This is a genomic window from Paucibacter sp. TC2R-5, assembly GCF_025717605.1.
GTDB lineage: Bacteria > Pseudomonadota > Gammaproteobacteria > Burkholderiales > Burkholderiaceae_C > Paucibacter_A > Paucibacter_A albus.
Genome location: NZ_JAJIRQ010000002.1, coordinates 140,687 through 155,245 on the forward strand (window position 1 = coordinate 140,687; position 14,559 = coordinate 155,245).

General features: G+C 63.8%; 6 protein-coding genes. 5 read left to right on the forward strand and 1 reads right to left on the reverse strand.

All coding sequences use genetic code 11. From position 1 onward, the window contains the following. The first annotated feature begins 208 nt into the window (after window positions 1-208). The 4 genes from LNV08_RS04315 to LNV08_RS04330 all read left to right on the forward strand — a co-directional run bounded on the left by LNV08_RS04315 (window position 209) and on the right by LNV08_RS04330 (window position 12,867). On the forward strand, window positions 209-5,344 hold the full coding sequence (locus tag LNV08_RS04315) for a diguanylate cyclase domain-containing protein (protein ID WP_263532436.1): 5,136 nt from the start codon (window positions 209-211) through the stop codon (window positions 5,342-5,344). Window positions 5,345-6,093: 749 nt separating this feature from the next. Next, the gene (locus LNV08_RS04320) at window positions 6,094-7,785 is read left to right on the forward strand and encodes a glycoside hydrolase family 19 protein (RefSeq protein ID WP_263532437.1); all 1,692 of its coding nucleotides are present in this window, start codon (window positions 6,094-6,096) and stop codon (window positions 7,783-7,785) included. A 101-nt stretch (window positions 7,786-7,886) separates the two neighbouring features. Continuing rightward, window positions 7,887-10,787 carry a chitinase C-terminal domain-containing protein gene (locus LNV08_RS04325; RefSeq protein ID WP_263532438.1) on the forward strand — a complete coding sequence of 967 codons (2,901 nt, stop codon included), beginning with the start codon at window positions 7,887-7,889 and terminating at the stop codon, window positions 10,785-10,787. A 40-nt stretch (window positions 10,788-10,827) separates the two neighbouring features. Further along, window positions 10,828-12,867 carry a glycosyl hydrolase family 18 protein gene (locus LNV08_RS04330; RefSeq protein ID WP_263532439.1) on the forward strand — a complete coding sequence of 680 codons (2,040 nt, stop codon included), beginning with the start codon at window positions 10,828-10,830 and terminating at the stop codon, window positions 12,865-12,867. Here LNV08_RS04330 and LNV08_RS04335 read toward each other — a convergent pair. After that, window positions 12,848-13,453, reverse strand: a complete 606-nt coding sequence (locus LNV08_RS04335; protein WP_263532440.1) for a diguanylate cyclase domain-containing protein — start codon at window positions 13,451-13,453, stop codon at window positions 12,848-12,850. The genes LNV08_RS04330 and LNV08_RS04335 overlap by 20 nt on opposite strands. A gap of 523 nt (window positions 13,454-13,976) precedes the next feature. Here LNV08_RS04335 and LNV08_RS04340 point away from each other — a divergent pair. Further along, on the forward strand, window positions 13,977-14,555 hold the full coding sequence (locus LNV08_RS04340) for an ECF-type sigma factor (protein WP_263532441.1): 579 nt from the start codon (window positions 13,977-13,979) through the stop codon (window positions 14,553-14,555). Window positions 14,556-14,559: the final 4 nt, after the last annotated feature.

Genomic DNA, 14,559 nt, shown 5'->3' on the forward strand with positions numbered 1-14,559 from the left:
AGCCGGAAGTATGCACGCTGAGCGTGTGTATGACGGCAATAAGAATGCGTGACAAAACAGCTCAAGTCGCAGGCTTTCGCAGGCGCAAAGGAAAGAGCCGCTCAAAGGCGGTGATACTTGCCCCCCAGCGTCCGAAGACAGGTCAATTTCCCATTCCTGAAACGTTTTCAAGCCCACGCGCCGGCCGCCATAGCAATAAAGAAGATTCATGATCAAGCTGGAAGGCTATCTGCTCGCAGAGCCACTGTTCGAGAACACGCCGATTTCCATCCTCAAGGGCATGCGCCAAGCCGACGGGGCGCCCGTGATCGTCAAGATCCTGGCCATCGAGTTCCCCTCGCCGCTGCAGCTGGCGCGCATCCGGCATGAGTACGAACTCGTCAGCAGCCTGAACCACCCCGGCATCATCAAGGCGCATGGGATTGAAAAATTCCAGCATTCGCTGGCCATCGTGATGGAAGATTTCGGTGGCCAGCCTTTGCGAGCCCTGGCGGCCACGGCTGCCTTCTCCCTTCAAGACAAGCTGCTCATAGGCCGACGCATTGGCGCCATCCTCGGCGAGGTCCATCGCCAGGGCATCGTCCACAAAGACGTCAATCCCAACAACATCCTCATCAACCCGCAGACGGGCGAGATCAAGCTGATCGACTTTGGCAACGCCACCCGCATGGCTCATGACAATGGCCAAACGAACAGCCCCGAGCATCTGGAGGGCACGCTGGCCTATATCGCGCCGGAGCAGACCGGCCGCATGAACCGGCCGGTGGACTACCGCAGCGACTACTACTCGCTGGGCATCACGCTGTATGAGCTGCTGCTGGGTCGGCGGCCCTTCGAAGCCCAGGACGGCATGGAGCTGGTGCATCAGCACATCGCCGTCATGCCGCCCCAGTTGCACCTGCAAGACGCCACCATCCCGGTCGCGCTAGCACGGGTGATAGACAAGCTGATGGCCAAGAATGCGGAGCAGCGCTATCAAAGCAGCGCCGGCCTCTGCGGCGACCTGGACGAATGCATCGCAGCGCTCGCCGCCGGCAGCCCGCTCGAAGGCTTCGAGCCCGGCCGCCACGAACTGCCCGAGCGCTTCAGCTTGGCCGGCCGGCTTTACGGCCGGGACGCCCAGGTCCAAAGCCTGCTGGATGCCTACGCGCGCGCCTGCGCCGGCTCGCCCGGCTTCGTGCTGGTAAGGGGTTACTCCGGCATCGGCAAATCCTCGCTGATCAACGAGATCCACAAACCGATTGCGCATAGCAGCGGCTATTTTGTCTCCGGCAAGTTCGACCAATTTCGACGCAACATCCCCTATGCGGCGCTGATACAGGCCTTCCAGAGCCTGCTGCACCAGATCCTGACGGAGAGCGATGCACGCATCGCGCATTGGCGCAAGCGTCTGCTCGCCGCCATGGACGGCAATGCGCGCGTCGTGATGGACGTCATTCCGGAGCTGGCGCACATCCTCGGCCCCCAGGCCGAAGTGCCTCCGCTCGCACCGCATGAAGCGCAAAACCGCTTCAACTTCTACTTGCTCAGTTTCGTGCGCGCCTTCGCGCAGGCCGAGCATCCGCTGGCGCTGTTCCTGGACGACCTGCAATGGGCCGACCAGGCCTCGCTGAACCTGCTTGAATTGCTGGGCGCCGACGAGGGCTGCCGGCACCTGCTGATCATCGGCGCCTATCGGCAGACGGACCTGGACGGCGCGCACCCATTGCATTTGGCGCTGGCACGAATCAGAAGCGCGGGCTTGGCGCTGCAGGAGATCGCGCTCGAGCAGCTGCCGCCCGAGGTCGTCCAGGAACTGGTTGCCGACACCATGTGCTGCACGTTCGAGCGGGCGCAGCCGCTGGCCGCCTTGGTCTCTCGCAAAACCGGCGGCAACCCCTTCTTCATCAACCAGCTGCTGAAGAATCTGCACGACAACGGCCTGCTGAGCTTTGATTCCGCCGCCCGCTGCTGGAGCTGGAATATCGCTCAGATCGACCGCGTCGGCATCACCGACAACGTCGTCGAGCTGATGTCGGGCATGATCCGCAAGCTGCCCGCCGCCACGCAGCGCCTGCTGCAGATGGCCGCCTGCATAGGCAACCAGTTCACGCTGCAAGAACTGGCCGTGGTCAGCGAGGCCACACCCGCCGCCTTGGCTGAAGCCTTTCGCGCGGCCCAGCAGGCCGAGCTGGTCATCCCCATCGGTGACGAATACAAGCTGCTGGATAGTGGCGTTAGCGCTTCCAGCGACAACAGCGGCATCACTGGCATTGGCGCCCAGACCATGCCCGATTGCCTCGTACGCTTTCGCTTCTTGCATGACCGCGTGCAGCAGGCCGCCTATGACCTGCTGAGCGAGGCCGAGAAAATGCAGGCCCACCACAGGGCAGGCACCCTGCTGCTGCAAAGCACCCCGCAAGACCAAGTCGACGACAGGTTGTTCGACATCGTCAACCACCTCAACCAAGGCCTGCCCCTGGTCAGCGATGGCGCGCTGCGCCTGCAACTCGCCGAACTCAATCTCAGGGCCGCCGGCAAGGCCAAGCAAGCGATCGCCTACCAGCCCGCGCTGCAGTACCTGGCGGTAGCCCAGTCCCTGCACACAGGCTTGCCGCAGCGCAGCCCGCAGCTGCGCTGGCGCATCCTGTTCGAGCGCGCCGAGTGTGAACACCTGAGCGGGCAAAACGAAGCCGCGCTGCACGCCTATCGCCAAGCGCTGGAAGATGCACCGGACGAGGCGGCCCTCTCCTCGGTCTACGAGGCCCTGATTCATTTCCACACCAACACCGGCAATTTCCAGCTGGCCTACCAGACCGGGCGGGAGGCGCTCAAGCGCTTCGGCGTGTCCTTGCCTGCGGGCTTCGCCCCGCCGCTGTTCGCGCTGGACCTGGCCGAGCTGAAATGGCGCATGCGCGGCAAACAAGTCGCCGAGCTGATCGATCTGCCCCTATGCCGGGACGAACAAATGTGCAGCGCGATGCGCCTGATCGGCGCGCTGCTCAAGGCCGCCTATCAGATCCGACCCGAGCTGTGCGTCGCCAATGCCGTCAAGGCGGTCAATCTCAGCCTCAAGCACGGCACGATGGAAGACAACGCCGTCGCCTACCTCGTGTTCGGCGGCATCTTCCTCGGAGGCGTGCTCGGACGCCATCAGGCCGGCTATGAATTCGGCCAGCTCGCCCTGGCGATGAACGCGCGCTTTGACCAAGCAAAGCAGCGCAGCGAGATCAATTTCGTGGCCGGCTACTTCACCCATTTCTGGCTAAAACCTGCCCGCGACACCGAGGCCTATTACCGCACCGCCTTTGACAGCGGCCTGCAGACCGGCGACTTCTTTCACCTGTCCTGCGCGGCCTGCACGCTGCTGGAGAGCCAGTACATCCGCGGCGTCGCGCTGCCCGAACTGCACAAGCTCGGGCGCGACTATCTGGCCTTGATGGAGCGGATCGGCAGCCATGAGCCGGCCGACGCGATCAGGTCTGTCTTGCGCGCTGTCCAGAATCTCGAAGGCATGACCGAGGGGCCGGCCTCGTTTGGCGACCATCACTTCAGCGAGGCCGAGTTGGTCGGCCGGCTGGAGAAGTTCTCCTCCAAGCACTTCGCGCATTTCTATTTCGTCAACAAGATGCAGACGCTGTATCTGTGGCGCCGGCCCGCCGAGGCGCTGGAGATGGCACGTCAATCGGCGCGCTATCTCAAGCATTCGCTCGCCATGTTGCACACGGTCGAGCACCATTTCTACCATGCACTGATCCTCTGCGCGGCCTTTGAGGCCAAGCCGGACGCGGCGCACCTGCGCCGGGCGCGCAAGATCCTGGCCAAGTTTGAACAATGGGCGCGGCTCAACCCCGCCAACTTCGAGCACAAGGCGCTGTTGATCCGGGCCGAGATCCAGCGCCTGAGCAAACCCGGCTATGAGGTTGCCGATCTGTACGCACGCGCGATCCGCTCGGCCGACGAACATGGCTACCTGCAAAACAAGGCGCTGGGCAACGAATTAGCCGGTCGCTTCTTCGCATCAACCAGCCTGGTGATGTCGGCCCGCGGCCACTTGCAAGAAGCCTATTACGGCTATCAGCTCTGGGGTGCCAGCGGCATCGCCGACAGGCTGCTGAACGACTTCCCGCAATTCCTCGGTCGACGCTCAACGCACGGCCTCTCGGAATTGCCCTTGCCGAGCGACGAGGACCTGCCCTACTCCGGCGCCCTGCAGAGCAAGGGGCAGCTGCGCTCGAATGCCAGCTTGTCGAGCGCCGGCTCGCGCCGCAAGGCCAGCCTGGACATCGAAACCATCATCAAAGCCACGCAGGCCATCTCGGGGGAAATCCGGCTGTCGACTCTGTTGCAAAAGCTGATGCTCATCATGCTGGAGAACGCCGGCGCCGAAAAAGGCTGCTTCATCCGGGTCGAACGGGGTGAGCTGACGGTCGAAGCGACGGGCTCGGTGAGCGCCGGGGTGAGCATACTCGGCGGCACGCCGCTGAACGGCGCCGACTTGCCGGTCTCGCTGGTCCAATATGTCGCCCGCCTGGGCGTGTCCGTCGTGCTCCATGATGCGCAAGCCGACGCGCGCTTCTGGGACGATGCTTATGTGGTGCAGGCCCGGCCGCAATCGCTGCTTTGCGTGCCCGTCATCCACCAGGGTGAGTTGATTGGCGTCATCTGCCTGGAGAACAGCCAGACCAGCGGCGCCTTCACCGCCGGGCGGGTCGAACTGCTGGGCATCTTGGCCGCACAGGCCGGCATCTCTATCGAGAACTCGCTGCTCTATGCGAACCTGGAGCAGCGCGTACAAGAGCGCACCCAAGAGCTGTCACTGGCGACCGAGAAACTCAAGGCCGCCAATGAGGCCTTGGAAAAGCTCACCCTGATAGACACGCTCACGCAAGTCTCCAACAAGCGCCATTTCCAGCAGGTTTTTGAGGAGGAATGGAAGCGCGCCTTGCGCAACGCCAGCACGCTCACGCTGATGGTGATCGACATCGACTGCTTCAAGCCCTACAACGACAGCTACGGCCACCTTGAAGGCGACCGCTGCTTGAAGGCGGTGGCGAGCGCGCTCGCAAGCGTCGTCAACCGCGCCAGCGATCTCTTGGCGCGCTTCGGCGGGGAGGAATTCGTCATCCTGCTGGCCGACGCCAGCCCCGAGGAAGCCCAGCTGATTGCGGCGCGCCTGCTCGAGGCCGTGCGCCAGCTGCAAATACCGCACAAGAGCTCGGTGGCGAGCGATATGGTCACTATCAGCCTGGGCCTGGCGCAGGCCGTGCCCCAGCAAGCCGACGGCGCCAACCAGCTCTTCGAAGCGGCCGACCAAGCGCTCTACCGCGCCAAGACCACGGGGCGCGACCGCTATTGCCTGTGAGTGCAGGCTGGTTTTCGACCCTGTAAAACCTGACAGCTCGGGTTTGCCCCAGAGACAGGCGCCAAGGCGCTGCTACACACCGAAATAAGCGTTAGTTTCAAAGCTGGCTCCGCGCCCTTGCGCCGGCCCAATTTCAGGCGCCCGGACCAGCTCGCCGAGTCGTCAAAATGCCCAACCTCGGCACCCATTGGCTAACGCCTTATTCAGTCGCCATAGCGACAGACCGAGCAGCTGCACCGGAGCCCACGAGGCCAGCGGCCTGACAAGGCAGAAGGCCCGCCATGCCTGGCTTGCGGGCCGTTTTTGCGTTTGTCCGCAAATATCAAACCGGTGGCCGAAACGGACATGGCGGCAAGGCCCGGGCCTGCCTAGTATTTGCGCCAACTCAGGTCTTTTCAAGCACCGCTGACCGTTGGCTTGCAGGCGCAAAGCCGGCTGCCCACCAGGCTTCAAAACCTGTCCAAACTACGCCCCGCCGGGAAATAGCAATGCCCCCAACAGGACTTGAACTGGTATCACTCCTTACAGATGGTTACCGCATCTATAGGGGTTTACAACCATACCTGTTGATCAATTGGTATCTACATTTAGGCCGCACAAGTGGTCGATTGTGAATTAATGCCACTTTCAGACCGACCCTGGTCGCAATCGCCAGGGCGGATGAATGAATGGATGAATGGACAAAGCCCTAGGCGCCCGCATGAGGCGCTCGGAGGCCTTGCTTAGTCACGAGACATGGAGTTCTGAACATGATGCATAAAAAAGCCAATGCGTTTTTGTCCTCGCCTCGCCGGGCGACCCTGCTGCTGGCGCTTGCGGCGGCCGCCGGGCCGGCCTTGGCCGTCGACTGCGCCGCGCTGCCGCCCTGGGCGGCCAGCACCGTTTACACCGGCGGCAAGCAGGTGCAAGACGCAGGCCAGGCATACGCCGCCAATTGGTGGACGCAGGCGCAGCCGCCGGCCACCAACTCCGCATCTGGTGGAGTCTGGAAGCCGCTCGGCGCCTGCGATGCGGGGGGCGGCGGCGGGACAAGCGGCAACAAGGCGCCGATTGCCAATTTCAGCAGCACGACCGATCGCCTCAGCGTCGCTTTCGACGCTTCCGCCTCCAGCGATGCCGATGGCCAGGTCAGTAGCTGGCGCTGGGACTTTGGCGACGCCAGCAGCGCCGGCAGCGGCGCCAAGATCAGCCACGCTTACGCCAAGCCCGGTACCTATGCCGTTACTTTGACGATCACCGACAACAAGGGCGCCACCGGCACCAAGGCGCAAAGCGTCAGTCTGGTCGCCGTGGTCAAGGACCCCATCACCGGCAAATACCTCTTGCGCCAGGCCGATGTGCTGGCGACCGAAGCCAGTCTGACCAATACGCCCTTGTTCGCCTCGGTCAAGGCCTCGATTGCCACCCGGCCTAATAGCGTCGTCACGGCCGTGGCACCGGGTGCCCCCTCCAACCCGCCCAATGTCAAACGGGTTGAGCGCATCTTGCCAGCCAGCCAGTGGGAGTATCTGTTCCCGCTGCGCAACCCGAGCTACACCTATACCGGCCTGCTGCAGGCGATCGCCAAGTTCTCCGGCGTTTGCGCCGACTACAGCGATGGCCGCGACGCGGAAGCGATATGCCGCAAGACCCTGGCCACGATGTTCGCGCACTTCACCCAGGAGACCGGCGCACATGATCGCAATAACGCCATCCCTGAGTGGCGCCAAGCGCTCTACTTCGTGCGCGAAGCCGGCTGCAGCGAAGACAGCTATGGCTGCCCTTACAACAATGAATGCCTGCCCACGACTTGGCAGGGCCAAGTCTGGCCCTGCGGCAAAGACGCGCAGGGCCGCTACAAGCAATACTTCGGGCGCGGTGCCAAGCAGCTGTCTTACAGCTTCAACTACGGGCCGTTTTCTGATGCGATGTTCGGCGATGTACGCGTCCTCCTGGACAAACCCGAGCAGGTGGCCGACACCTGGCTGAACCTCGCCTCCGCCGTGTTCTTCTACGCCTACCCGGCTTCGCCCAAGCCCAGCATGCTGCATGTGGTGGACGGTAGCTGGAAGCCCAATGCGGTCGACCAAGCCGCCGGCATCAAGCCCGGTTTCGGCGCCACCACCAACGTCATCAACGGCGGCATCGAATGCGGCCAGGGCGCCGAGAAGCCTCAGTCCGTCAACCGCATCGCCTACTACCGCCAGCATGCCGCCGCCTTGGGTGTGCCCATAGCCCCCACCGAAGAACTGGGCTGCGGCAACCAGAAGCAATTCGTCGTCGGCGGCGCCGGCGCACTCGATATCTACTGGGATCAAGACTGGGCCTATTACGCCGACATGCCCGAGGGCAAGTCCTTTGCCTGCAAATTGGTCGGCTACCAGACCGCCTACTCGGCCCTCAAGAGCGGCGACTACCAAAGCTGCGTGCTGAAGTACTTTGACGTCGTGATCAAGCCTTAGATCTCGGCACACCCCCACCAACCCCCTCCCCCGGCCCGCGCGCCAAGCGCTGGGTCTGGCTTTGTGCACCCTGCTCCTTCTCAGAATCAAGGATTTCAACCATGAGACTCTCCCTCTCAATCAGCCTGGCGCTTGGCGCCATGGCCGCCGGCAACCCCGCGCTGGCCTATAACTGCAGCGGCGTGGCCGAGTGGTCCAGCGCCACCGCCTACCTCAGCGGCGGCATCGTCCAGCAAAACAAACAAGCCTACCAAGCCAAATGGTGGACGCAGAACAATACGCCCGCGACCAACTCAGGCCAATGGGATGTCTGGAAGCCGCTCGGCGCCTGCGACGGCGTCGTCGTCAACCAGCCGCCGGTGGCGGCCTTCAGCAGCAGCGTCAGCGCGCTAACAGCCAGTGTCAACGGCGCAGGCTCCAGCGACCCGGACGGCAGCATCGCCAGCTATGCGTGGAACTTCGGCGACGGCTCTTCTGCCAGCGGCGTCAGCGCCAACCGCACTTACGCGGCGGCTGGCACCTACACGATTAGCTTGACGGTCACCGACAACAAGGGTGCCACCGCCAGCAAGACCGCCCAAGTCACCGTCAGCGCCACCTCCACCAACAAGCCGCCCACCGTCGCACTGACCGCGCCCGGCGCCAGCGCCACCCCGGCCGCCGGAGACGCAGTCACGCTCAGCGCCAATGCGTCCGATAGCGATGGCAGCGTCGCCAAGGTCGCCTTCTTCGTCAACGGCGCCTTGGTCGGCGAAGACAGCACGGCCCCCTATTCTTTAAGCTGGACGGCACGCGCCGGTGTCAACGACATCGTCGCCCGCGCCACCGATGACAAGGGCGCCAGCAGCGACAGCGCCGCCGTGCGCGTCACCGTCAGCGGCCTGCCGCCAGCCGGCGACGAGCGCTGCCGCCCCGAGGGCATGATCACCAGCCCCGGCACCGCACCCGCCTATTGCAAGGTCTATGACAGCCAAGGCCGCGAGATCATGGGCAGCGACAAACCGCGCCGCATCATCGGCTACTTCACCAGCTGGCGCACCGGCAAGAACGGCCAACCGGCCTATCTCGCCAGCCAGATCCCCTGGGCGCAGCTGACCCACATCAACTACGCCTTTGCCCATATCGATGGTGCCAACAAGGTCTCGATCGGCAACGCCGCCGACCCGAACAACCCGGCCACCGGCATCAGCTGGCCCGGCGTGGCCGGCGCCGAGCTGGACCCGGCCCTGCCCTATAAAGGCCATTTCAACCTGCTGAACAAGTACAAAAAGCTCTATCCACAGGTCAAGACCATGGTGTCTATCGGTGGCTGGGCTGAGACCGGCGGCTATTTTGACGACGCCGGCAAACGCGTCGCCAATGGCGGCTTCTACACCATGACGACCAATGCCGACGGCAGCGCCAACGTCGCCGGCATCAACACCTTTGCCGACTCGGCCGTCGCCTTCCTGCGCCAATACGGCTTCAACGGCGTGGACATCGACTACGAATACGCCACCAGCATGAAGGACGCCGGCAACCCGGACGACTTCGCGATCTCCAACGCCCGCCGCGCCACGCTGACCAAGAACTTTGCCGTGCTGATGCAAACGCTGCGCGCCAAGCTCGACGCCGCCGGCCAGGCCGACGCACGCCATTACCTGCTGACGGTGGCCGCGCCTTCTTCCGCCTACCTGCTGCGCGGCATGGAGAACTACCAGGTCACCCAGTACCTGGACTACGTCAACATCATGAGTTATGACCTGCACGGCGCCTGGAACCAGTTCGTCGGGCCGAACGCCGCGCTGTTTGATGACGGCAAGGACGCCGAGCTGGCCGCCTGGAGCTATTACACCAGCGCCCAGTACGCCAATATCGGCTACCTCAATACCGACTGGGCCTACCACTACTTCCGTGGCTCGATGCCGGCCGGCCGCATCAATATCGGCGTGCCTTATTACACCCGTGGCTTCAAGGACGTGGTGGGCGGAACCAACGGTCTCTGGGGCCAAGCCGCGCAAGCCGACCAGACCAAATGCCCGGTCGGTACCGGCGGCGGCACGGTGCAGAAATGCGGCGCAGGCGCGATCGGCATCGACAACCTCTGGCATGACCTAGATGTATCCAGCAAGGAAGTCCCGGCCGGCTCCAACCCGCTCTGGCACACGATGAATCTGGCCGCCGGCCGCCCAGGCAGCTACCTGGCCGCCTACGGCCTGAACCCGGCCACTAACCCGGCCGATCAGCTGACCGGCAGCTACGCCAGTTTCTTCGATGCCAAGCTGGTGGCGCCCTGGTTGTGGAACGCGCAAAAGCGCGTCTTCCTGTCGACCGAGACCGAGCAAAGCCTGGCGCTCAAGGCACAGTACGCGGCCGAGCGTGGCATTGGCGGCGTGATGTTCTGGGAGCTGGCCGGCGACTACGGCTGGGACGCCGCGCGCGGCGAGTACTTCATGGGCAACACGCTGACCACGCTGCTCTACAACAAGTTCAAGACCGCGCCGGCCTATGGCAACCGCTTGACCAGCGCAGCCATGCCGACAGAAAGCCTGGACATCGCCGTCAGCATCGCCGGCTTCGCGCTCGGTGACGCCAATTACCCGATCAACCCCAAGCTGACGCTGACCAACAACAGCACGCAAACCCTGCCCGGCGGCACGGACTTCAGCTTTGATATCCCGACCGCGATTCCGGCCACGCTGACCGACCAGACCGGCTTTGGCCTCAAGGTCATTCAAAGCGGCGCCAACACGGCCGGCAACAACATCGGCGGCCTCACGAACGACTTCCACCGCGCCGCTTTCAAGCTGCCGACCTGGCAAACGCTGGCACCGGGCCAGAGCGTCACCATCGCGCTGAACTACTACCTGCCTATGCCCATGCCGAGCAACTGGATCGTCAGCTTTGGCGGCAAGTCCTACAGCCTCAAGCAAGAAGCGCGGCGTGCCGACTTGGCGCCACTAACAGCGACGGCAACCACCACCTCAGCCAAGCTGGCGCCAACAGCGCTGCGCAAGAACTGAGCCCTCACCTCGTCATTGACCAGCAACACAGGAGAACCCAATGAAATCACCTCAACGCAGCCTGCTCAGCCTCGCAGCTGTCATCGCGGCCGGTTTGGCCAGCCCCGTCGCCTACGCTTTTGACTGCAGCGGTGTGCCGGAGTGGAGCGCCCAAGGCACGTACACCGCCGGCCAAAACGTGCAGCAATCCAAACAGGCCTTCCAGGCCAAATGGTGGACGCAGAACAACACGCCCGCGAGCAATTCCGGCCAATGGGATGTCTGGAAGCCGCTGGGCGCCTGCGATGGCGTGCAGGTCGACACCACGCCGCCCACGGTGCCCGCCGGCCTGAGCGCCAGCGGCGCCACGACCAGCAGCATCACGCTGAGCTGGAGCGCCTCGACCGACGCCGGCAGCGGCGTGGCCGGTTATGACGTGCTGCGCGGCGGCAGCGTGGTCGCTTCGCCCTCCACCACCAGCCTGGTGGACAGCGGCCTTACCGCCGGCACCGCCTACAGCTATGCAGTGCGGGCACGTGACAAGGCCGGCAATGTGTCGGCCGCCAGCAGCGCCTTGCTAACCAGCACCGCCAGCGGCGCCTGCGCCTCGGCGCCGGCCGCACCGAGCGGCCTCACCTCCCCCTCGCAGACCAGCGCCAGCGTCGCCCTGACTTGGACGGCATCCGCCGCTGCGCCCAACTGCACGGTGCAATACCGTGTACAGCAAGCGACCACACAAGTCGCCCAGACCAGCAGCACCAGCGCCACCGTCAACAGCCTCGCGGCCGACACCGCCTACAACTTCAGCGTTGTCGCTTTCAACCAGGCCGGTGCCTCGCCCGCTTCACAGGTGCTCAGCGTGCGCACCGCCAAGGCGGATGTGAGCGGCGCCAAGAACGTGCTGGGCTATTTCGCGCAATGGGGTATTTACGACCGTAACTTCAATGTCAAAGACATTGACGCCGGCGGCGCCGCGGCAAGGCTGACCCATATCAACTATGCCTTCGGCAATGTGCGCAATAACCGCTGCGAAGTGGGGCTGACGGTGCCCGTGAACGAGAGCACCGGCGTCGGCGGCGACGCTTTTGCCGACTACACCAAGTCGATTCAAGCGGCGCAAAGCGTCGACGGCGTGGCCGACCTGTGGGACCAAAAGCTGCGCGGCAGCTGGGGTCAGCTCAAGAAGCTCAAGGCCAAATACCCCAAGCTCAAGGTCTTGATCTCGCTGGGCGGCTGGACCTATTCGCGCGGCTTCTCCAGCGCGGCAAGGCCGGAGAACCGGGTCGCTTTCGTCAAGTCCTGCGTTGACGCCTATATCAAGGGTGACTTGCCGGTCACCGATTACGCCGGCGGCCCCGGTGCGGCGGCCGGTGTATTCGACGGTATCGACATCGACTGGGAATACCCGGTCGCCTGCGGCCTGAGCTGCGGCGCGCCCGAGGACAAGGCCAATTTCACCGCCTTGCTGGCCGAGTTCCGCAAGCAACTCGACGCCGCCAAGCCCGGCCTACTCTTGACGATTGCCGCACCCGCCGGCATCGACAAGATCCGCGTGATGGACCCCGCAGCGTTCCATCCCTCGCTGGATTTCATCAATGTGATGACCTATGACTTCCACGGTGCGTTCGAGCCCACGACCGGCTTCCACTCGGCGCTCTATGCCTCGCCAGCCGACCCCTCTACCGGCGATGTGCGCCTCTACAACAGCAATGACGCGATCCAGGCCTTCCTGGACCGCGGCGTGCCGGCCAAAAAGCTCAATCTCGGCATCGGTTTCTACGGTCGCGGCTGGACCAATGTGCCCAATGTCGGCAACGGCCTCTACCAGCCGGGCGTGGGCGCGCCGGGCAAGTACGAGAAAGGCATCGAGGACTACCGCATCCTCAAGACCCTGGGCTACCCGAGCTTTGTCGATGCGGCCTCGCGCGCGCAGTGGATTTACAACGGCACCACCTTCTGGAGCTTTGACACCCCGGTGCAAATCACCGAGAAGATGAACTACCTGAAGAGCAAGAACCTGGGCGGCGCCTTCTTCTGGGAGTTCAGCGGTGACGACGCCAACTCGACGCTGCTGAAGGCGATCAGCGACGGGCTGAAGTAAGCGCCTGGCCCGCAGCAGGGTGTGGCAGCAGATTTGCAGGCTGCCTACCTTGCTTGGCGGCCGCGATCGAACCTTGGCCGAGGGCCACTTCGGCGGCGCGCGTCAGATCAGACGCGCAGATGCGTGGGCATTCGCATTTGGCAATGCCGCTGACCAAGCTGGCATAGAGCGGCTGCGGCGCCAACTCATAGGCGCCGCTCAAGACCCGCTGCAGCCGCTCCTGAATCACATGCACATTGGCGCGTTCGACGTTTTGCAAGACCACGCCAAAACGTCGCTCGCCAATGCGGGCCACCACATCGGTGCCACGCACCCGGCTGCGCAGGCGCGCGCCCAGGACATCCAGCAAGCTCGCGGCCTGCGTCTGCTGCTGCACCGGCTGGCCCAGCGGCTCGCGCACCTCCACATCGATCAAAAGCACTGCCGGCCGGGTGCCGAAGCGCCGCGCATGGTTCAGTTCACGCCCGACCAGCTTGGCAAAGCCTTGGAGGCTGGGTAGTTGAATCATGGCGGGCAGGCCCGCCAGCTCTATAGCCTGACGCTCGTTGAACAACAAGGAAATATCGGCTGTCGCTTTGTTTTGCACGGGAATTTGGAGGTGTTGGCGCCAAAAATAACGGGCGGGGTGAGGATCACAAACGCTCGGCGACAGCCCATACATATGGCCTCCCTGTCATCAACAAGTGTTCATGTCCTCTCTCAATAAAACGGGATCCATCCGCCAAACCCGACATCGCTTTGAAAATATTTTGCAGCGCTCGGCGCAAGCTGAATCAGCCAGCCGCAAGGGACCCTCTGCAAAACCCCGGTGGGCCGCGGCGGTATCTTTGCGGGATGCTGGCCAAGGCGAGGCCCGCCGCCCAGACTCGTGTCTGGGTAAGGGTCGCAACGCCGGCCAGCGCCCGCAAAGACCCGCCCCAAAGGGTTTGCGAGAGAACAGGCCCTCTCGGTCCTTGCGGTGCTCGGCAGTCGGGCACAAAGCCCGACCTTCGCACCGCGCCTTCGAGCCGGCCTGTTCTCTCGCAAACGCGACCCACTGGGGATTTGCAGAGGGTCCCTAGAATGCGGGCTGCCGTATGGCTTGAAACCCGCCAATTCCCCAGAGCCAGATGAGCGACATCACCGTTTTGCTACGCGCCGCCGGCCTTGGCGACGCCGCCGCTGCTGAAGCCGTGGTGGCCCTGCTTTATGCCGACTTGCAAAAGATGGCGCACAGCCGCATGCGTCAGTCCGGCCACCTGACCCTGCTGGACGCGACCGGCCTGGTGCACGAATCGTATTTGCGCCTCTACAGCAAGCTGCACAAAGCCGACGGCGAGCAGCAGCAACAAGATTTTCCCGACCGCAAGCATTTCCTCGCCTATGCCTCGCGGGTGATGCACAGCATCGTCATCGACATGGTGCGGGCCCGCCAAGCCGCGCGCCATGGCGGCGAGTTCGAGCATGTGACACTGAACACAGCGGTGGCCGAGCTGCCGCCGCAGGGCGACGACGAGATTCTGCGTGTGCACGAGGCGCTGGCCGAGCTGGCGGAGATGGACCCGCGCCTGGCGCAGGTGGTGGAAATGCGTTACTTCGGCGGGCTGCTCGAGGCCGAGATCGCCCAGACCCTGGGCGTGACCGAGCGCACGGTGCAACGCGACTGGCAAAAGGCGCGGCTGTTTTTGTCCATGGCGCTTCGATCATAAAGAA